Origin of the sequence: Blautia sp. OM07-19 (genome assembly GCF_003481595.1) — a bacterium.
Classification (GTDB): Bacteria; Bacillota; Clostridia; order Lachnospirales; family Lachnospiraceae; genus Blautia_A; species Blautia_A intestinihominis.
On sequence record NZ_QULA01000002.1, the window covers coordinates 92,013 to 111,116 of the forward strand.

The window sequence follows — 19,104 nt, forward strand, 5'->3', positions numbered from 1 at the left end:
TAAACTCAAAGAAGGTCAGGAATAGCCCTCTGCATCGAAAAAATGTACCATAAACAAATGCGATGCCCCAAAGTCAACATAACAGGCACTTCCGGCATCGGGAATGCTTCATAACATATAAATCGATGCCGGATGATTGTTAGAAGAGAAAATTGGCCGGAGCTTACGCAAAAAAGGCCGACCCGCAAGCCGGGTCGGTCTTCTTATTTAATAGATGATGATCGGATAGCCACCATCGATCGTATTGTAGATCAGAGCTGCCTGGTCTTCAGGGAGGTTGATGCAGCCGTGGCTGCCGGCGCCGGATTTGTAGCGGTTTCCTCCGAAGGAAGACTGCCAGGATGCGTCGTGAAGTCCCTGACCGTATACGAACGGCATCCAGTAGTTTACTTTGACATTGTAGCCATATTCTTCGCTTGATAATTCAAACGGACTTGCCTTGTATGCGATCGGCCATGCACCACGGTAGGTCTCTCTGCCTTTGGTCGGAGCACCGCTTACGATGTCGGTTTCTGTCACAAGCGCACCGTCTTTGTAAAGCCACAGATGCTGGTTATCCAGGCTGACTTCTATGTAGCTGCCCGCCAGGTCGTCGGTCCCGTTGCGCTGCATTCCCTGAATGCTGTATACCGGATCTCTGGAAACTGCGGTGCCGCTCTTTAAGTCCTCGAGAAGCTGTGCAAGTTCTCCGTCCTGGTCGATCTGGAAGCCGTATTCATTTCCTGAGATCGTCACATCATTTCCATAGGAAGTATGGAAAGTTCTCGGTACATAGATCGTATTATAGGTATTCGCAAGATTCTGGATATATGCCTTCGCTGCTTCCTGGTCAATTCCGATATTTTCTCCGTCGATCGTGATCCAGGAATCAATGGTCTGGGAATCCAGGACTTCTGTACTCTCTCCAAATGTATAGGTAACTGTTGTACTTCTGTATTTGTCAAGCTGGTCATTCAGGCTGGTCAGCTTGTTCTGCATCTTCTCATCTGCGGAAACATCCGGGAGCTGATAACATTCTGTACCCATCGTAATATCTGCTTCTGCATCAAGAAGTGCAGAAGTAAAATCCGCATCCAGTGTCTGATCCACAAAGCTCATCAGACGGCTTTCATCAATCTCATCGCCCTGTACCTCACTGGTAATCGTAAATTCTTTCTTTGCGTCATCATACTGGATCGATGCATTTGTAGAAGAGGTACGTTCCCTGTCACCAAAATGGTCTACTGTCAGTGCACTCTTTTCCTGCTCGGCATCCTTGTTGACTTTGTAAGAGATATTTACATTCTCCTGTTCTGCAAAGATCTTGCGGTTTGCCTCTCTCTTCTTCTGAAGTTCTGTAAGCTGCGTCGTAAGGTCATTTTCATCCAGGCTGTAACCCAGATCTTTCAGAGTCAGACTGTAGACATCCGCTCCGTTTTCCTTAAAAACGATCTTCTTATCCTGGAATGTAGTCAGGATCTTCTGCTTTGCATCCTCCACACCCAGTTTCGACACATCCAGTCCATAGATCGTGATCTTGCGCCCCAGTGTATTCGTATCTGCCACATGGATATAGGCAAAAAATCCCACTACCAGTGCCACTACTGCACCAACGCATACTCCCAAGATGATCTTCAGTGTCTTTTTGCTGATCTTTTTTTCTTCACTCATTGTCTCATTCCCCCGGCCTTATGTATTTCAGCTTATGTAAAAATCTTCCTTTTTATTATAGCGGTGGACCATAAATCCCCTGTAACCGCTATTTACCTTATTTTATACCAGATTGCGATTCTGTTTTCCATTTATTTTTGCAAAATCTGTGGAATTTTTTTTCCTGTTGCCCTATACTGATGCCAGATAAAAAAACAAACTGGAGAAACTAACCATATGGACAGAATTTTAACATATACCATCACCCCGCAGGAGGACGGCATGCAGGTACTTGAATTCCTGCGGTCAAAAGGGTTTTCCCGGCACATCCTGACTTCCATGAAGCCGGATAAAGAAGCACTTCTCGTAAACGGAATGCGCGCCGGGGGACGAAGCATTCTCAAAGAAGGAGACCATTTCCGGGTGCGCGTCATGGAAACAGGCAGCATGGAAGGGATCGTTCCTGCTCCCCTGCCCCTTGATATTCTTTATGAAGATGAAGACATCCTTGTCTTAAATAAACCGGCTGATATGCCTGTGCATCCTTCGATCGGAAATTATACAAACACCCTCGCCAATGCTGCAGCATTCTATTTCCAGCAAAAAAACGAACTCTGCCCGTTCCGCTGCATCAACCGGCTGGACCGTGATACCTCCGGTTCACTGATCCTTGCAAAAAACGCGCTCAGCGCCGCGATCCTTTCCGCACAGATGCGAAACCGTGAGATCCGCCGCACCTATCTGGCAGTTGTCTGCGGTGTCACCCCTCCATCCGGGACAGTCTCTGCCCCGATCGGACGTGTTTCCGATTCCGTGATCCAGCGGCAGGTCGATCCGGAACATGGAGAATCCGCTGTCACACATTATGAACGGCTCGCCGTCCGAAATGATCATTCCCTCCTGGAGATCCATCTGGAAACAGGACGCACCCACCAGATCCGGGTGCATATGGGATACATCGGACATCCACTCCCGGCAGATTATCTCTACCATCCGGTCTATGACCATTTCAAAAGACAGCCTCTGCATTCTTTCCAGCTTAATTTCCGGCATCCGCTGACCGGCAAAAACCTCTGCTTCACTGCCCCCGTCCCAAAAGACATGGCACAGGCATTCTGAAAAATTTTTTCGCAACAAAAAAATCACTTCCTCTGCTGTTTCACACAGTCAAAAGAAGTGATTTTATAGTTACTGATTTTTATTATTTGTTCTTGTCGTAAATGATCTGAAGTCCCTTGAGGAGCAGGTCTCCATCCCAGATCATCTCTCTTTTGCAGTGAGGAATAATCTTTTTGGACATTCCACCGGTTGCGATCACGGTGACTTTCTGTCCAAGTTCTTCTTCGATCCTGTCCACGATACCGTCCACCGCAGCTGCGTTTCCATAAAGGATCCCGCTCTTCATGCAGTCTACCGTATTTCTTCCAATGAGCCGTTTCGGCTCTTCAATACTGATCCCGCTCAGCTGTGATGCTCTGGAAGTCAGCGCATCCAGAGAGATCCGTACACCCGGAAGGATCATTCCGCCGATATAGCGTTTCTTATCATCCAGAACAGAAATCGTAGTCGCTGTTCCCATATCCACGATGACCAGCGGTACCGGATACTGTGCCAGCGCCGCAACTGCGTCTGCCACACGGTCTGCTCCCATCTCTCCCGGATTATCCAGGACAATATTCAGTCCTGTCTTGACTCCTGGTCCCAGGACCATCGGTTCTTTTTTGAGGATCTTCTCGACCGCAAGCTTCGCTGCATTGGTGATCTGCGGAACTACGGAAGAAATGATCGCACCCTCGATCTCAGAACGTTTGATGTGATGGATGTCAAGGATCGTCTTGAGGTCGATCGCATACTCCAGTTCTGTCTTGGTGTGGTTCGTGGAAATCCTCTCTATAAAGTAAATCTTCTCTTCTTCGATACAGCCAACTACAATGTTGGTGTTTCCGATATCAATGGCTAAAATCATATATTCTCATTCCTGTCTATATGCTTTTTATGCGGCAGTGTCAGGTTTTGCAATCTGAGATGCCGGAATCAGATGAGCCTTGGAAAGTGCGGTTCCTACAGCTGCTGTGATGATTGTTGAAGAAACCATCTCACTGATTGCATTAACACCTACCATCATACAGCATCCAATGATCACATTTCTTCCACCCATAAGATTCTGGATCACTTCTGTGTTTCCGAACATTACAACCAGTGCGGTCATAAAGAACAGAGTATTCAGGAATGCGGAAAAGAATCCGGTTACTGCACAGGATGCATATACATTTGTTTTCTTTCTCATTCCTCTGTAGATGAAACCGATAAGTAATCCATCAAGAATACGAGGTACAAAACACTGAACTGCACTCAAGAATGGATTGATCTGAAACAGGGCTGCTCCCAGTGCGCTGGTACCGCCGATTCCCATTGCCTGTAAGAAACTGGTCAGTCCAAAAACGGCTCCGGCTACGGCTCCGCCTGTCGGTCCGAGAACGACCGCGCAGATTGCGACCGGAATGACATTAAAGGTGACTGCCAGAGGTCCTATGTTCAGATATCCAAGTGGTGTGTACGCCATCAGAAAAAGGATTCCTGACATCAGACCAAGAATGGTGAGCTGTGATGTGGTAAATTTGTTACTTTTCATGTTTTTCCTCCTTGTTATCGTTCCCTCCATGGGGATACAATACGGTGCGGAACTGCGGGTATGTGATTTTATTTACCCGCCTCCTGGTGAACGGGTTACTGTTCCCTTTCTTTCATGATAGAAAGGATCTTATCCAGAATGACGTTGGCTGCATCCTCCTTGCTCATAAGCTGGAGTGATACGTCCTCATCCTGTGTAATCAGGGTCAGCACATTGGTATCACCCTGGAAACCGGCGCCTGCAACCTTGAGGTTGTTCGCTGCCACCATATCCAGATGTTTCTTACCAAGCTTCGCCCTGGAATTACCGATCATGTTCTGAGTCTCCATGGAAAATCCACAGAGGAACTGCTGCGGAGTACGATGTTCTCCCAGGTATTTGAGAATATCGTCCGTTTTTTTCAGTTCAATACTCATTTCTTTGTCCTGCTTCTTGACCTTCTCATCAAAAACCTGCTTCGGGCGGTAGTCTGCCACGGCTGCTGCCTTGATGATGATGTCCTGCTCTGCACTTACGAAAGTCACCGCATCAAACATATCCTTCGCGGTCACGACCGGTACCACCTTTACAAAAGGCGGCGGCGTGATGCTGCATGGTCCGCTGACCAGAGTGACATCTGCGCCACGGAGCATAGCTGCTTTTGCCAGTGCATAGCCCATCTTGCCGGAAGAATGGTTGGTGATGTAGCGCACCGGATCAATGGATTCCTGGGTAGGTCCGGCTGTGACCAGAACCTTCTTTCCCTCAAGATCCTTCTCCGCTGCGATCTCCCTCAAGATATAAGAAAGCAGTGTTTCCGGCTCCGGCATCTTACCGGCTCCGGTGTCCCCGCAGGCAAGGTAGCCGCTCGCTGGCTGGATCACTTCGTATCCATAATGCTCAAGCGTCTTAAGATTATCCTGCAGGATCGGATTTTCAAACATATTTGTATTCATGGCAGGGGAAATGAATTTCTTACATTTGCATGCCATGATCGTTGTTGTCAGCATATCATCTGCGATCCCATGTGCAAGTTTGCCGATCACATTGGCACTGGCAGGTGCGATCATGACTACGTCTGCCTTCTTTGCAATGGAAACATGTTCTACCTGGAACTGAAAATTTCTGTCAAAGGTATCTACCAGACATTTCGTTCCGGTAAGCGATTCAAATGTAATCGGTGTGATAAAATTGGTTGCATTCTTCGTCATCAGCACATGGACCTCTGCGTGAAGTTTCTTCAGTGCACTTGCAAGATATGCGATTTTGTATGCCGCAATGCTTCCGGTCACTCCCAGAAGAACGGTTTTACCCTTTAACATAAGATTTTCCTTCCTTTTACGAGTTTTTCACAGTTTTCATGTCTGTTACATTATAACAGCCCCAGCGACAATTGCAATGAATTTTTGCTGTGTTTCTTTTTTTGTACTCGTTTTCATGTTAGATTTTTATTATAATGGGAGTAATGAATAAGAAAGGACTAAGATTTTTATGAAAAATTATCAGATCACACAATGGTGTGCGCGTTTTATAAAAGAACAGGTTTCTCCGGGCGATCTCTGTATTGATGCAACGATGGGAAACGGAAATGATACACTGCTTCTGAGTACGCTCTGCGGCGAAAAGGGCAGAGTACTTGCTTTTGATATTCAGGAACAGGCATTAAAAAGTACAAAAGAGCACCTCATCAGCGCAGGTGCACCAGACAACTATACTCTGCTTCTGGAATCCCATACGCAAATGAAAACGCATGCCCAGGAAAATTCTGTAAGCTGCATCACCTTCAATCTCGGCTACCTTCCCGGTGGGGATCACGCCAAAGCGACAAAAGGTGACACCAGCATTGAGGCTCTGACCCAGGGGCTTTCCCTTCTCAGAAAAGGCGGCCTGATCTCACTTTGTATTTACAGCGGCGGCGATTCCGGATTTGAGGAGCGGGACGCGGTACTTGCATGGCTTGCCTCCCTCGACCCGCATAAATATCTTGTCATCCGGAGCGACTACTATAACCGCCCGAACAATCCTCCGATTCCGGTTCTGATCATAAAACTGTAAAACGATCAGTCTTTGATCTGGATGCTCTCGATCACCGGCTGCTCGTCTGCCTTGATCGTTCCGTTGTCATCTGTAGGTTTTGCATCCTTACAGATCTGGTCTACGACATCCATTCCCTCTGTCACATGACCGAATGCTGCATAGTCGCCATCCAGGAAGGTACTGTCAGACTGTACGATGAAGAACTGGGAGCTTGCGCTGTCCGGGTCTGAAGATCTCGCCATGGAGATGGTTCCTCTTACGTGAGAAATATCATTCTTCACACCGTTACTGGAGAATTCTCCCTTGATCGTCTCATCTGCGCCGCCAGTTCCATCGCCCTTCGGGTCACCACCCTGCATCATAAAACCGTCTATGATACGCCAGAAAGTCAGTCCGTCATAGAAACCGTCCTGTGCAAGCTTCACGAAGTTTGTCACTGTGATCGGGGCTGTGTCTGCATCCAGTTCTACCTCGATGCTTCCGTAATCCTTGATAACAATTCCTGCATGATGGATTCCTGTCAGTTCCTTGCTGGTATCCAAGGTCGTTTCCCCGTCTGTACCGTCACTGAAACCGTCTGCCTCTGCTTCTTCTTCGCTTACCGGTTCCTGTGTCACTTCTTTATCTGAAGAAGTCTCTTCTTTTGTATCTTCTGTTTTTGCAGTATCAGCTGTCTTTGTGCTTCCACAGCCGGTAAGGGTGCCTGCTGTAAGGACAACTGCGAAAACTGCCGCCAAAACTCTGGATTTCATAATAAAATTCCTCCTCTTCTGACATTACTTTCATAACTTTGTCTTGTGCAACAGTTTAACATCACGAAGAAGTAAAGTCAATGCCGGGGATTTTTCTCCAACTACTTGTAAGCATGTCAAAGCTCTGTTACAATAAGGATTAACGACTTTATATCAAAATACAGAAAGGAATAACACCTATGAAAAAAATAGCCAGCTTTACCATAGACCATATCAAACTCCAGCCGGGAATCTATGTTTCCCGCAAGGATTATCTCGGAGATCAGGTCATCACTACTTTTGATATCCGCATGACTTCCCCGAACGAGGAGCCTGTCATGAACACTGCCGAGCTTCACGCAATGGAACATCTCGCAGCTACTTTTCTCCGCAATCACGCTGAATTCGGAAGCAAGATCATCTACTGGGGACCGATGGGATGCCGTACCGGAAACTATCTTCTCCTTGCAGGCGATTACGAATCCAAGGATATCGTGCCGCTCATGACAGAGATGTTTGAATTTATCCGTGATTTTGAAGGCGAGATCCCGGGAGCTTCTGCCAAAGACTGTGGAAACTACCTCGACATGAACCTCGGCATGGCAAAATATCTTGCCGATAAATATCTCCGCGAAGTTCTCTACGATATCAAACCGGATCGTCTTGTTTATCCGGAGTAAGTCATTTTCTTTCGTATCATAAATGCCAAATAAAAAACGCTGTGCTTCTTTTCAGAAAAATTTCTTTTAAAGAAGTTCAGCGTTTTTCTTTGAAGTATTTCGTTCTTTTTACTGAGCTGTAGTCTGTGCAGCAGCACCTGCCGGAGCGGTTGTGGAAACATACTGTGCATTGACGTAACCTGTCTGACCATTAACCGTTACTTCGATCCACTGTCCGTCCTCGCTGACACCTGTACTTGTCAGTTCCTGACCAACAGTTGTTCCTGTGATCATCTCTGCCTCTGTACTGCAGTCAGAGCGGACATTTACGCCCTCCACAACATAATAGGTAGCATTCTGCTTTATGATATTCACACCGCTTGCTGTCTGTGCGACTTCCTGCGCCGGAGTCGGGGTTGCCTCTGGAACTTCCGGAGTCGGAGTTGCTTCCGGTGTAGGAGTAGCGGTCGGAGTCGGAGTCGCTTCAATCACAGTCACAGTAGAGTCTTCTCCTCCTGTGCTGTAACCACATCCGGATGCAAACACAGCCAGACCAGCCAGCACGATCAGTAATCTGGATTTCTTCATTAAAAATAATCCTCCTTTATAGCATACAATGTTACTGTTCACTTCATTCACAGTAACCATATGACCACTATACCCCATATACAGTATCTATTGCAAGACTTTTTTGTAATCCCCGCGGTCTGTCACGATCTGGCAGCCGATCAGTTCCATGCGCCGGCTGAGGCAGAAACGGCATTCTGCTGCCTCATCTCCGGTGCAGATTTTTCCGTCATAGAGCATGTATTTCTTTCGCACAGAAACAGGAGAAAGATTCGGCATCACGACATTTGCGCCGGATTTTACGCCGAGTTCACGTCCCTTCGGACAGATCGTTCCCAGTGCTGTAGTTGCCGGAAGGAGCACATTCGGAAGCATCAGACGAAGGAGTGCCAGATAAAAAAGCGTGTCTTCAAGTGTTCCACTCTTTTCATCATGGAAAGGAGTATCCTGATGTGCAATGAACGGTCCGATCCCGACCATCTCCGGATCCAGTTCTTTGAGGAACAGGAAATCCTCTACCAGATCATCGATGGTCTGGTAAGGAGAACCCACCATAAAGCCTGCACCTGTCTGATAGCCCAGTTTTTTGAGGGTGCGAAGACAGTTTTTGCGGTTTTCGCAGGACATTTCTTCTGGATGGAGTTTGCGGTAATGCTCTTCACGCGCGGTCTCATGCCGCAGAAGATAGCGGTCTGCACCGGCTTCTTTGTAGGCACGGTAGCTTTCTTCGGATTTCTCCCCGATGGAAAGTGTCAGGGCACAGTCCGGATAGACTTCTTTGATCTTACGGATCAGAGCTGTCAGCTTCTCATCTGTATAATATCCGTCTTCTCCTCCCTGAAGGACAAAAGTACGGAATCCCAGTTCATAGCCTTCTTTGCAGCAGGCAAGGATATCTTCTTCTGTCAGGCGGTAACGCTGGGCATTTCGGTTGCTCCGGCGGATTCCACAGTAATAGCAGTCATTTTTGCAGTAATTGGTAAACTCGATCAGTCCACGTACATAGATCTGGTTTCCATAGACCTGCTGCCGCACCTGGTCTGCCAGTTCCCGTGCATACAGATCTGTTTCTTCTGAACGGTCTGTCAGAAGTGTCCGGAATTCTTCTGCTGACAGGATCTGCTCCTGATGCAGTTTGTCGATCAGTTTTTTCATAATATTTTCTCCCCGTATGCAGCCCTTAAAGCTGTTTTTTACCTCTGGCGATGTATTTGCCGAGTTTTTCTTTTACAAGCTTACCCTCCTCGACTGCAAGGTTTCCGCGGAGGAAAACTTTGTCGATGCCGCACTCAAGTTTGAAGCCCTCGAACGGGTTATTGTCTGTATTGTATGCATGAGTCGCTGCGGAAATCACGCTTTCTTTTGCCGGATCAAGCACTACGATATCTGCGTCGCTTCCTGCTGTGATCGCGCCTTTGTTTGGATATACACCGTACAGTTTGGCCGGGGTTTCACAGAGGACTTTGCACATCTGTTCCTGGGTGATCTTTCCGGTCTTAACTCCATAAGTATAGAGAAGAGTTCCTCTTGTCTGTACACCCGGAAGTCCTCCCGGGATCTTGGTGAAGTCATCTTTTCCGAGGGCTTTCTGTGCCAGAGTAAAGCTGCACTGGTCTGTTGCCACCGTCTGGATCTCCTCGTCTGCCAGAGCTTTCCACAGGCAGTCCTGATCTTCTTTCTTGCGGATCGGCGGTGCACATACATAAACAGCACCTCCAAAGTCCGGCTTGGAGTATACGCTGTCTTCCAGAAGGAGATACTGCGGGCAGGTCTCTGCATAGACTTCCTGTCCATTTTTCCTTGCGTTCATAACCTCTTCGTAAGCTTTCTTGTTGGTCAGGTGAACGACCATGACTGGTGCATTGGCTTCTTTGGCGATCACGAGAAGACGGTGGACAGCCTCTGCTTCCATGATATCTGGTCTTACGAGTGGATGATTTTCCGGTCCGAGGCGTCCTTCTTTCTTTGCTTCAGAGATCAGGGCATCGATCACGCCCGCATTTTCACAGTGAACTCCGGCGAAGCAGCCGCATTCCCCAAGTTTCTTGAGAATCTTGTACATATCGCAGTCATTTACGATCATTGCCGGATAAGTCATGTAAAGTTTGAAGCTGGTGATTCCATGGTCGATCATATCCTGCACTTCTGCCTCTGTCTCATCGTTCCATTCTACGATAGACATATGGAAAGAATAATCGCAGGAGCATTTACCATCGGCTTTTTTGTGCCATTTATCGAGACCTTCTTTCAGTGTATGGCCGCCTTTGTCCTGTGATGCATAATCAATGACAAGTGTCGTTCCGCCGAGAAGTGCAGCCCTTGTTCCTGTCTCAAAGTCATCTGCTGTGACAGTCCCTGCCACTTCCAGGTCAAAATGTGTATGACCGTCGATAAATCCCGGAAACAGAAGCTTTCCTTCGACATCGATCACTTCTGCATCGCCTGCTTCAAGGTCCTTTCCTACGTTTACGATCTTTTCTCCATCCACCAGGACATCGAGTTTCTCAGATTTATCTCCGGATACTACCGTTCCGTTTTTGAGTAAATATTTCATAGTATACCCTCCTTTGTCATTCATAAGCTGATGTACCCCTGCACTTTTTCTGACGAATCCTTCATCAGAACCTACTTATTACAACAAATATATCACCAATTTGCCCCCTCAGCAACCACTATCTGATTCCTTTATACAATAATATTTAGGTATGGCAAAAAAAACTTTATATTAAAAAAAAATTGTGATATAGTATTTATAACACCAAAATTTTAAAAAGAGGAGGAAGAACAATGGGACGACTTACTGTACTCAAACAGATCGCGCGGGATCTGGCTTTTCAGTTTGGTCCGGAATGTGAGATTGTGATACATGACCTTAAAACAAACGATCCGGAACATTCCATCGTCCATATTGAAAACGGACATGTGACAGGCCGCGGAATCGGAGATGGACCTTCCAATGCCGTTTTTGATGTGATCCGTCACAACAACAAGAAAAAGAAACCTGAGCAGGAAGAAGAATTAAAGGATCACGCCGGTTATCTGATGAAAACTGCCGATGGCAAGATCCTGAAATGCAGCACTTCCTATATCAGAGATGATGACGGAAGCCTTCATTATGTATTCGGCATCAACTATGATATCACCAAGCTGACCATGATCGAAAGCGCACTCCACTCTCTGATCACACCGGTCAACAAGGAAGAAAAACCAAAGGAGATCACACACAGTGTCAACGATCTACTGGATCATCTGATCGAGGAATCTGTTGCTCTGGTTGGCAAACCGGTCGCACTTATGAATAAAGAGGACAAGGTCACTGCGATCCAGTTTCTCAATGATTCCGGTGCTTTCCTCATCACCAAGTCCGGGGATAAAGTTGCCAATTATTTCGGCATTTCCAAGTACACCCTGTACAGCTATATTGATGTAAACAAATAAAAAAAGCCTGTAATGTCTGCCACATTTCATGACAGCATTACAGGTTTTTTGTTTACTGTGTCTGCTGGTTCAGGAGTCGTTTGATCACGTCGATCGTCTCTTTGATACCGTAATTCGCGCTGTTGATACAGAGGTCGTAGTTCTCTGGTTTTCCCCACTTCTCTCCGGTGTAGAATTCGTAGTATTTGCGGTGCTGCTTGTCCATTTTTTTGAGGAAGCGCACAGCCTGTTTCATGTCCATATTCCGGACATCCATGACACGCTGTGTACGCACCTGAAGCGGAGCGCTGATAAAAATGCTAATGTGCGGGATGTGATTATTCTTGAGGATCGCATCTGCACAGCGTCCCATGATCAAACAGTCCTCTGTCCGGGCGAGTTCGCAGATCAGGTCACTCATATTGAAGAAAACTGCGTCCTGCTTGTTCAGTCCGTGATAACGGTTCAGCTCTTTGAGCTTCGTCCTGAAACTTTCATGTGATTTCTTTCCGTATTTGTTGAATTCGGTAAAGTTTTCTTTATCCTGTACATCGCCCTTCTCTGCTTCAAGGCGTTTCAGTACCTGATCAAAAATCTCCACATCATAATAGTTAATATGAAGATTATCTGCAAGCTCGAATCCGATATCATTTCCCGCACTTCCCTGTGTACGGCTGATACAGATCACGAGATGGTCATTCTCGGAAATTTTTTCCCTTCTCGCTGCAAGGTTCAGTGCCACACGTTCAGCATCAATGATATCTGTGGAACCGAACATATTCGGAAGCTGCTCGATCTCCTTAAGAATCTCATCATACTCTGTCATCAACCGGCTTCTTTCGCTCTCATCCTTGATGGTACGTGCCATGTTGCTGATCAGGGCAAGTTCGCTTCGGAGCAGATGTCCATCCGGCTTCGTGTACATCATCATGCTTAAGGTACGGATCGTTGTATCACGGTTTCCGGTAAAGGTACGTCCAAGAGAAGAACCAAGGACTCTGTAGACTTCACCGTCCAGGTCGTAGATACGGTTTGCAAGTTTTGTATAAATTTCTTTGTTGATTTTATCTGACATTCTTCCCCCTCCTTACATAAAGAACACAAGCATGTCCAGAATAAATACCGGAACAAGGAATACCAGTGACCACAGGATGTATCCGAAGAAGGACGGCATGTTGACACCGTTCTCGTCAGAAATGGACTTGACCATAAAGTTCGGTGCATTTCCGATATAAGTGTTCGCGCCCATGAATACCGCACCACAGGAAATCGCGGATAAAAGTTTCACTGGCACAGTACCAAGTGTTGTTGCGATCCCACTCGTAAATCCAAGTGTTCCTGCTGTTGTAAGGAATACAAGGTAAGTCGGCGTATTGTCCAGAAAACTGGACAGCGCACCAGTCGCCCAGAACATTTCAAGCGGCTTGGTGATACCAAGGTTCGGTCCGACTGCCTTAAGAAGCATCAATGCCGGCTGCATGGTAATAAAGATACCGATAAACAGTACAGCAACCTCCTGGATCGCACCCCAAGTAAAATGGTTTCTCCTGCGCACACTCTTGTCCGTTGTCTTGAAGGATAAGAACGCCGCAAGAAGGATCAGCACGATCTCGATCAGTGCCGGGAAGGTCAGTGTCACTTCGCCAAAGAGATGGATTCCTCTTACTGCACCTTCTGCATTCTGGAATGCGGAAAGTCCCGGAAGTACACCACTTAAGATAACCGCCACAACGATCATCACCAGGAAAATAATATTATGAAGTCCGTCAATATGGAACTCCGTACCCGGTTTGCTGATGTCCGGTTTACGTCCCTGTGCGATATCTTTGCGATATGCAAGTTTATCTACATGGTAGAACACAAACAGCAGTACCACCATATTAAAGATCAGCACCGGAAACAGATGCAGACTCCAGAAGAACGGCACGCCTCGCATGAATCCCATCAAAAGCGGCGGGTCTCCGATCGGAGTCAGGCAGCCGCCCATGTTGGATACCATGAAGATAAAGAATACCATGATATGGCTTTTTCTTTTTCTCCAGGAATTCATCTTGATCACTGGACGGACCATCAGCATACTGGCACCTGTTGTTCCGATACAGCTGGATAACAGTGTACCGAATGCCAGAAGGCAGACGTTAACTCGTGGAGAACCTGCAAAATCGCCCTCCATGGTAATGTTACCGGATACACAGAACAGTCCAAAAAGGAGGATAATAAAAGTAAGATAGTCATTTATGATACAGTCAAGGACTGTCTCAGCGGCATCGCCCACACCATAAACGACGGCAAAAGGAATCACCATCAGAAGGATCCACATAGCTACCACATGCGGCTGATGTGCTTCCCACCACTCTGCTTTGACAAGCGGCATGATCGCAATGCAGAGCAGAAGTCCCGCAAAAGGAATGCAGAGCCAGATCGGCACCGATGCTGTTGTTTCCCCGCCGGCAGCCCATACACCTGTCGGCCAGGCAAGCAGCATCGTCAGCAGCATTCCCAAAAATGTTACTAATTTCTTCAAAGCTGTCGCCCCCTCGTTTAAGTTTTTAACCAGTTGCAATTATAACATAAGCACTTCAAAATACAATTGCACTTTTCTTCAATAAATTTGTACATCTCCTATATCTTTTTGTGCATTTTCCCTATATATTGTATTTTTGCCTGTACATTGTCAAAATTCTGACAATATTTTATCATTTTTGTTGTTTCTTTTTGTTATATTTTTAACATTTTATTTATTTTTTGCATAATTATGAGCGCAAAAAAAAGCAGCTTCTTTATTTCGCTGCTTTTTTGTCCTTTTTAATAATCACTGCTCGACCCGGAAAAGCTCTCTCCGCCACTGGAAAAGCTGCCGGAATCATTGTTATTATCATTGTCTTTTGGTTTGGCTGTCTGGCTGACTGTGCTGTACAGGAAAATATCCCTCTTCTCACTGAGATCCAGTCCGCCCTGTGCGGTATAGGCATTTGCATTTGCCTGTTGCACTCTTGTCTTCATCTTGCGCATCTGCATCCAGGTCATAAATCCCGTTGGGATCGCCATCACCAGGAAACATAGCAGCAGATCGACTGCAAATGTTCCCGCAAAAGAACCTTCTCTGATATCCATCGGGCGTACTTTCTTACCCTCGCAGATCCGGTCAAGGCCGGTCCGAAGGTCTGTGATCAGCGACTGATAGCCGCTCACCGGATCATCTGCCTTGAGATATTTCTTGCACTTGTCGAGCATTTCTTCCTGGACATTTGGAGGAAAATCATCCTGCGTGTCCCCGCGGAAGACGATCGTGATATTTCTGGCATCCGGCTGATGGAAAACACACATTCCCTCATAAGTGTCGCCGTATCCGATATCATTTTCCTGCATAAATTCTGCCGCATATTTCCGGTAATCCTGGTCTTCCCCGATATCCGGTGAGATCAGAAGTACGGCATCATAACCATACTCCTCATAAATATCCCCCAGTTCCTGATCCAGCTGTGCCTGCTCTGTCTCATCCAGGAGTCCATAATCGTCAAATACCCAGGAGATCTCTTCCGTGCCTGCCGCATCGTTCTCAGAGGATGCCGGCACAGAAAGCGGCATCAGAAGTCCCAGTCCAAGACACAGCATCGTTCCTTTTAATATCCACCCTGATCTGTTCATCTATATCACCCCCAGAAGACGCAGAGCCGTAACTACTGCTGTCGCTGCAATGGTCAGCGGGATATGACGTTTGAACCAGTATTTGACTGCCAGATCCTTCGCCATAGGAAGATCCCCGATCAGATGTCCCGTCTGTCCATTCATCGCAAAAGAATAATTTTTGCCATTCCATTTCGTATTCAGGAACCAGACCGGAAACAAGGCGTATCTGACCTTGCCTTTCCCGGTCACTGTGACCTTCTCCTGCTTTGGAGTTACCGTTGCATATCCATGGACAGTCCTCTCAAAACTGTCCTTCACACTCCTCTCCATGCGCTCATAAACACGTTCTGTGAGGGCATCCGGCTCCTGGTCGTATTTGTCTGCCATATAACCGGAAAGATAGGAAAAGTTAAATTCTGTCAGATCCTTGTAATCATACGGCTCAATTGCCTCCATCGTGGTATCATCAATAGCTTTCGAGCCATCGACAGGGATCTTTTCAAATTTCATGCTGCCTGAGCGCACAACATGATAAAATTTCGTCTCTGTATACCGGTAATCAGAATCTTCCCAGAAACGGTTTCTGGTGGCCTCATAGCGGAAACGCCCTGCCGCATCCAGGTCAAATAACCAGAACGGGACATAAACCGCCTTGATCTCTTCGAGATGGTTCTGGTCTTTGAACACCTTTGGAAGCAGTGGTTTCCCTTCATAGTGTTTCTTAAGTGCCTCAACTGCTTCTTTTTTGGATTTCTGAAACGGAATGATATAATCCGGACGATAGCTGTCCACAAACTGCTCCGGCATGATCATTGGATTGTCGCAATAAGGACACACAGTCGCACCTGTCGTCTTTTCTGCAAGGATCTCCGCGCCGCAGGACGGGCAGCTCCAGACAGCCATATTGGATTTCTCGTCTGACTGCCACTGCTCCGGCTCAAATCCTTCCCAGTGATCCCCCTTAACTTCCTTTACTTCTTCCTCCTGCTCTGCGATCTTATCCAGTTCATCCAGAGAATAGGTTCTTCCACAGTACTCACATTTCATCTTCTGTGACTTGCTGTCAAAAGTAAGACCGGCTGAACAGTTGGGGCACTTGTAGTTCAAAGTATCTGCCATCGCATCTGCCCCCTTCCTCCTATGGTCTCGGTTTGCCGCATTCCTGGCAGAATTTACCCGTATTTACAGTTCCACAGCTGCAGGTCCATGGTCCCGCCGGACGCGGACTTCCACACTCAGAGCAGAATTTACCGGTATTTACTGCACCGCAGGCACAGGTCCATTCTGTCTTTGGTGCTGTCTGGGAAGGCTGCTGGTACTGTGGCTGCATCTGCGGTGTCGCCTGCTGCTGTCCCATCGCAAATAAATTCTGTGCACTCGCTCCACCGACATTTGCCGCCATGTTCATTGCCGCAAATGCCATCGCAGGTCCCGTCTTCTGATTGGAAGCCGCTGACTGCATCGCACTCGCCTGTGCACCCACCATCTGGGCTGCCGCCATCGTAGGATTGCGGAAAACAGCATTCCTCTGCAGTTCCTTGATCATGGCTTCGTCTTCCTCAGAGGCCTTTACACTGGATACACCGAGAGACACGATACGGATGCCGCGAAGATTATCCCATTTATCGGACAGAACCTTATTTAACACATCCGAAAGTTCCTGTGTATGTCCCGGAAGTGCACTGTAGCGGATCCCCATCTCTGAGATCCTGGCAAAAGCCGGCTGCAGGGCTGTCATCAGTTCGCTCTTGAGCTGTCCATCGATCTCATCTCTCGTATAATCCTGCTCCACATTTCCGCAGACATTTGTATAGAAGAGAACCGGATTGGCGATCTGATAGCTGTATTCGCCAAAACACTTGATCGTGATGTCCATATCCAGCCCGATATTCATATCCACCACACGGAACGGAACCGGATTCGGTGTGCCATATTTATTACCGACAAGTTCCTTGGTATTTACAAAATATACTCTCTGATCCTTCGGCGGCTCTCCTCCAAAGGTAAAACGTTTGCCGATCTGCTGGAATGCTTCCTTCACGCCCTTTCCAAGCCCTCCGCAGAAAATAGATGGCTCCGAGGAGGTGTCATATGTATACTCTCCTGGCTCTGCACATACATCCACGACCTTTCCCTGCTCTACGATCAGCATGCACTGTCCGTCACTGACTGCAATCACAGAACCATTGGAGATGATATTCTCAGAACCGTGTCTGTTTGATGACCTTCCAGATACTTTCTTGTGTGCCTTGGTGACCAGCACATCTGCCGGCATGGATTCACAGTAAAAATATTCCTTCCACTGGTCCGCCAGAACACCGCCTGCTGAACCAAGAGCTGCTTTAATAAGTCCCATAAAAAAATCCTCCTCTTTCTTGTTTTACCTTAAATAGTTTCTTGTCATCTTATTCGACTGTTTCAGGCTGTTTTTCAGAAAAGCTTGTGGATAAACAGACCGCTTCTCAGTTTCGGCTCAAACCAGGTGGATTTCGGCGGCATCAGTTTGCCTTCATCCGCGATCTGCATCAGATCCTCCATTGCTGTCGGATACATGGCAAAAGCCACTCCACCTGTTCTGTCCGCGATCTCTGCCAGTTCTTTAAGTTTGTGGCTTCCTCCTACGAAACGGATCCTCTGATCTGTCCGCGGATCTCCGATCCCCAGGATCGGAGAAAGAACCTTCTCCTGAAGGATGGAGACATCAAGCTGTCCTACTACATCCTTCTTCACATAGACATCCTCCCAGGCTTTGAGATGATACCAGTTTCCTCCGACATACATTCCCATGCAGTGCTTCTCAACCGGTTTGCACGGGAATCCCGGCATGATCATCAGCTCAAAGTTAAATTTGAGGCTGGCAATAAACGCATGCTCATCCATTCCATTCAAATCGCGTACCACTCTGTTATAAGAAAGGATCGTAAGCTGGTCATACGGAAAGACAACAGAAAGGAAATAATTAAATTCCTCACTTCCATCGTAATCCGGGTGTTTCTCTCTCCTCTTGAGTCCTACTTTGACTGCGGAGGCAGCTCTGTGGTGTCCATCTGCAATATATATATACGGAATATTTCCAAACTGTTCTGCGATCACTTTCTTCTCTGCTTCCCCGTCGATCACCCACACGCGATGTCCGATCTCATCCTCTGCCACAAAATCATAAATGGCATCATGGGATGCTTTCCAGGTTTCCATCAGGTCAAGAAGTTCCTGTGGGTACTTGCAGGCAAGGTAGATCGGACCTGTGTTTGCATCACATACATCCACATGATGGATACGGTCCTGCTCCTTATCCTCTCTAGTAAGCTCATGTTTCTTGACAACGCCATTCATATAGTCATCAATAGAGCAGCAGCCGACCAGACCGGTCTGCGTTTTACCCTTGCGGGTCAGCTCATAGATGTAATAACACGGTGCTCCGTCCTGAACCAAAATTCCATTCTTCTCCATATTGATGAGGTTTTCACGTGCACGGTCATAGACTTTCTGATCGTAAAGATCCGTATCTGCCGGAAGGTCCATCTCTGCACGGTCCACATGCAGGAAAGAATCAGGATTCTGATCTCCGATCTCCTTTGCCTCCTCCCTCGTCACTACATCATATGGAAGTGCCGCTACTGCCTCTGCCTTGTCAGGAACAGGTCTGAGGGCACGGAATGCCTGAAAAATAGCCATTTTTATATCTCCTTTGTGCTTTCATTTTTCTTATGTAAAATGTATTTTTATTTTATCACATCCCCCAGTACGTTGCAATGAACATCACTTTTTTTATTATGTGCTAACTTTTTTTGTAAAAACCTAAAAAATTTTGTATTTCCTCTTG

Annotated in this window: 18 protein-coding genes; 4 read left to right on the plus strand and 14 right to left on the minus strand. The window is 47.0% G+C overall.

What is annotated here, in order from left to right; all coding sequences use genetic code 11:
• Positions 1 to 207 precede the first annotated feature (207 nt).
• Entirely contained in the window at positions 208 to 1,650 is a 1,443-nt protein-coding gene (locus DXC01_RS03075) for a L,D-transpeptidase family protein (RefSeq protein ID WP_118698230.1), read from the minus strand.
• A gap of 216 nt (positions 1,651 to 1,866) precedes the next feature.
• Here DXC01_RS03075 and DXC01_RS03080 point away from each other — a divergent pair, with 216 nt between their 5' ends.
• Positions 1,867 to 2,748, plus strand: a complete 882-nt coding sequence (locus tag DXC01_RS03080) for an RluA family pseudouridine synthase (protein ID WP_022215260.1) — start codon at positions 1,867 to 1,869, stop codon at positions 2,746 to 2,748.
• An 82-nt stretch (positions 2,749 to 2,830) separates the two neighbouring features.
• Here the strand turns inward: DXC01_RS03080 and DXC01_RS03085 are convergent, their stop codons facing one another.
• The 3 genes from DXC01_RS03085 to coaBC form a co-directional block, all read right to left on the minus strand.
• Positions 2,831 to 3,595 carry a type III pantothenate kinase gene (locus tag DXC01_RS03085; RefSeq protein WP_022215261.1) on the minus strand — a complete coding sequence of 255 codons (765 nt, stop codon included), beginning with the start codon at positions 3,593 to 3,595 and terminating at the stop codon, positions 2,831 to 2,833.
• 27 nt (positions 3,596 to 3,622) lie between these two features.
• Positions 3,623 to 4,261, minus strand: coding sequence for an ECF transporter S component (locus DXC01_RS03090; RefSeq protein ID WP_022215262.1), 639 nt, complete (start codon positions 4,259 to 4,261; stop codon positions 3,623 to 3,625).
• Positions 4,262 to 4,356: 95 nt separating this feature from the next.
• Positions 4,357 to 5,562 carry a bifunctional phosphopantothenoylcysteine decarboxylase/phosphopantothenate--cysteine ligase CoaBC gene (coaBC, locus tag DXC01_RS03095; protein WP_022215263.1) on the minus strand — a complete coding sequence of 402 codons (1,206 nt, stop codon included), beginning with the start codon at positions 5,560 to 5,562 and terminating at the stop codon, positions 4,357 to 4,359.
• A 169-nt stretch (positions 5,563 to 5,731) separates the two neighbouring features.
• Here coaBC and DXC01_RS03100 point away from each other — a divergent pair, with 169 nt between their 5' ends.
• A complete protein-coding gene (locus DXC01_RS03100; protein ID WP_118698231.1) occupies positions 5,732 to 6,295 on the plus strand; it encodes a class I SAM-dependent methyltransferase in 564 nt (187 codons plus the stop codon).
• 5 nt (positions 6,296 to 6,300) lie between these two features.
• On the opposite strand, the gene DXC01_RS03105 is transcribed toward DXC01_RS03100, so the two are convergent.
• The gene (locus DXC01_RS03105) at positions 6,301 to 7,029 is read right to left on the minus strand and encodes a peptidylprolyl isomerase (RefSeq protein ID WP_199704956.1); all 729 of its coding nucleotides are present in this window, start codon (positions 7,027 to 7,029) and stop codon (positions 6,301 to 6,303) included.
• Between the two features lie 179 nt (positions 7,030 to 7,208).
• On the opposite strand from DXC01_RS03105, the gene DXC01_RS03110 reads away from it, so the two are divergent.
• Positions 7,209 to 7,688: an S-ribosylhomocysteine lyase gene (locus tag DXC01_RS03110; RefSeq protein ID WP_022215266.1), complete on the plus strand. Its 480-nt coding sequence runs from the start codon at positions 7,209 to 7,211 to the stop codon at positions 7,686 to 7,688.
• A 108-nt stretch (positions 7,689 to 7,796) separates the two neighbouring features.
• On the opposite strand, the gene DXC01_RS03115 is transcribed toward DXC01_RS03110, so the two are convergent.
• The 3 genes from DXC01_RS03115 to hydA all read right to left on the minus strand — a co-directional run bounded on the left by DXC01_RS03115 (position 7,797) and on the right by hydA (position 10,788).
• Positions 7,797 to 8,255, minus strand: a complete 459-nt coding sequence (locus tag DXC01_RS03115; protein ID WP_022215267.1) for an SH3 domain-containing protein — start codon at positions 8,253 to 8,255, stop codon at positions 7,797 to 7,799.
• Positions 8,256 to 8,342: 87 nt separating this feature from the next.
• Positions 8,343 to 9,389: a [FeFe] hydrogenase H-cluster radical SAM maturase HydE gene (gene hydE, locus DXC01_RS03120; protein WP_022215268.1), complete on the minus strand. Its 1,047-nt coding sequence runs from the start codon at positions 9,387 to 9,389 to the stop codon at positions 8,343 to 8,345.
• Positions 9,390 to 9,414: 25 nt separating this feature from the next.
• Positions 9,415 to 10,788 carry a dihydropyrimidinase gene (gene hydA, locus DXC01_RS03125; protein WP_118698232.1) on the minus strand — a complete coding sequence of 458 codons (1,374 nt, stop codon included), beginning with the start codon at positions 10,786 to 10,788 and terminating at the stop codon, positions 9,415 to 9,417.
• A 233-nt stretch (positions 10,789 to 11,021) separates the two neighbouring features.
• Here hydA and DXC01_RS03130 point away from each other — a divergent pair, with 233 nt between their 5' ends.
• Positions 11,022 to 11,672, plus strand: coding sequence for a helix-turn-helix transcriptional regulator (locus DXC01_RS03130; protein ID WP_022215270.1), 651 nt, complete (start codon positions 11,022 to 11,024; stop codon positions 11,670 to 11,672).
• Positions 11,673 to 11,724: 52 nt separating this feature from the next.
• On the opposite strand, the gene DXC01_RS03135 is transcribed toward DXC01_RS03130, so the two are convergent.
• From DXC01_RS03135 to DXC01_RS03160, 6 genes are all read right to left on the minus strand, one after another.
• Positions 11,725 to 12,726: a cytidylate kinase-like family protein gene (locus DXC01_RS03135; RefSeq protein ID WP_118698233.1), complete on the minus strand. Its 1,002-nt coding sequence runs from the start codon at positions 12,724 to 12,726 to the stop codon at positions 11,725 to 11,727.
• Positions 12,727 to 12,738: 12 nt separating this feature from the next.
• Positions 12,739 to 14,136 (minus strand): sodium:proton antiporter, encoded by a 1,398-nt coding sequence (locus DXC01_RS03140; RefSeq protein ID WP_417192236.1) that lies wholly within the window; start codon positions 14,134 to 14,136, stop codon positions 12,739 to 12,741.
• A 320-nt stretch (positions 14,137 to 14,456) separates the two neighbouring features.
• Positions 14,457 to 15,299, minus strand: coding sequence for a TPM domain-containing protein (locus DXC01_RS03145; RefSeq protein WP_118698235.1), 843 nt, complete (start codon positions 15,297 to 15,299; stop codon positions 14,457 to 14,459).
• A complete protein-coding gene (locus DXC01_RS03150; RefSeq protein WP_243111540.1) occupies positions 15,300 to 16,400 on the minus strand; it encodes a hypothetical protein in 1,101 nt (366 codons plus the stop codon).
• A gap of 19 nt (positions 16,401 to 16,419) precedes the next feature.
• Positions 16,420 to 17,637 (minus strand): SPFH domain-containing protein, encoded by a 1,218-nt coding sequence (locus tag DXC01_RS03155; RefSeq protein WP_118698236.1) that lies wholly within the window; start codon positions 17,635 to 17,637, stop codon positions 16,420 to 16,422.
• Positions 17,638 to 17,711: 74 nt separating this feature from the next.
• A complete protein-coding gene (locus tag DXC01_RS03160) occupies positions 17,712 to 18,956 on the minus strand; it encodes a DUF1015 domain-containing protein (RefSeq protein ID WP_118698237.1) in 1,245 nt (414 codons plus the stop codon).
• Between the last annotated feature and the right edge of the window lie 148 nt (positions 18,957 to 19,104).

Bases quoted from the DNA above. Each gene is read 5' to 3' on its own strand.
- DXC01_RS03075 (WP_118698230.1), bottom strand. From the start codon at position 1,650: ATGAGTGAAGAAAAAAAGATCAGCAAAAAGACACTGAAGATCATCTTG.
- DXC01_RS03080 (WP_022215260.1), top strand. From the start codon at position 1,867: ATGGACAGAATTTTAACATATACCATCACCCCGCAGGAGGACGGCATG.
- DXC01_RS03085 (WP_022215261.1), bottom strand. From the start codon at position 3,595: ATGATTTTAGCCATTGATATCGGAAACACCAACATTGTAGTTGGCTGT.
- DXC01_RS03090 (WP_022215262.1), bottom strand. From the start codon at position 4,261: ATGAAAAGTAACAAATTTACCACATCACAGCTCACCATTCTTGGTCTG.
- coaBC (WP_022215263.1), bottom strand. From the start codon at position 5,562: ATGTTAAAGGGTAAAACCGTTCTTCTGGGAGTGACCGGAAGCATTGCG.
- DXC01_RS03100 (WP_118698231.1), top strand. From the start codon at position 5,732: ATGAAAAATTATCAGATCACACAATGGTGTGCGCGTTTTATAAAAGAA.
- DXC01_RS03105 (WP_199704956.1), bottom strand. From the start codon at position 7,029: ATGAAATCCAGAGTTTTGGCGGCAGTTTTCGCAGTTGTCCTTACAGCA.
- DXC01_RS03110 (WP_022215266.1), top strand. From the start codon at position 7,209: ATGAAAAAAATAGCCAGCTTTACCATAGACCATATCAAACTCCAGCCG.
- DXC01_RS03115 (WP_022215267.1), bottom strand. From the start codon at position 8,255: ATGAAGAAATCCAGATTACTGATCGTGCTGGCTGGTCTGGCTGTGTTT.
- hydE (WP_022215268.1), bottom strand. From the start codon at position 9,389: ATGAAAAAACTGATCGACAAACTGCATCAGGAGCAGATCCTGTCAGCA.
- hydA (WP_118698232.1), bottom strand. From the start codon at position 10,788: ATGAAATATTTACTCAAAAACGGAACGGTAGTATCCGGAGATAAATCT.
- DXC01_RS03130 (WP_022215270.1), top strand. From the start codon at position 11,022: ATGGGACGACTTACTGTACTCAAACAGATCGCGCGGGATCTGGCTTTT.
- DXC01_RS03135 (WP_118698233.1), bottom strand. From the start codon at position 12,726: ATGTCAGATAAAATCAACAAAGAAATTTATACAAAACTTGCAAACCGT.
- DXC01_RS03140 (WP_417192236.1), bottom strand. From the start codon at position 14,136: ATGCTGCTTGCCTGGCCGACAGGTGTATGGGCTGCCGGCGGGGAAACA.
- DXC01_RS03145 (WP_118698235.1), bottom strand. From the start codon at position 15,299: ATGAACAGATCAGGGTGGATATTAAAAGGAACGATGCTGTGTCTTGGA.
- DXC01_RS03150 (WP_243111540.1), bottom strand. From the start codon at position 16,400: ATGGCAGATACTTTGAACTACAAGTGCCCCAACTGTTCAGCCGGTCTT.
- DXC01_RS03155 (WP_118698236.1), bottom strand. From the start codon at position 17,637: ATGGGACTTATTAAAGCAGCTCTTGGTTCAGCAGGCGGTGTTCTGGCG.
- DXC01_RS03160 (WP_118698237.1), bottom strand. From the start codon at position 18,956: ATGGCTATTTTTCAGGCATTCCGTGCCCTCAGACCTGTTCCTGACAAG.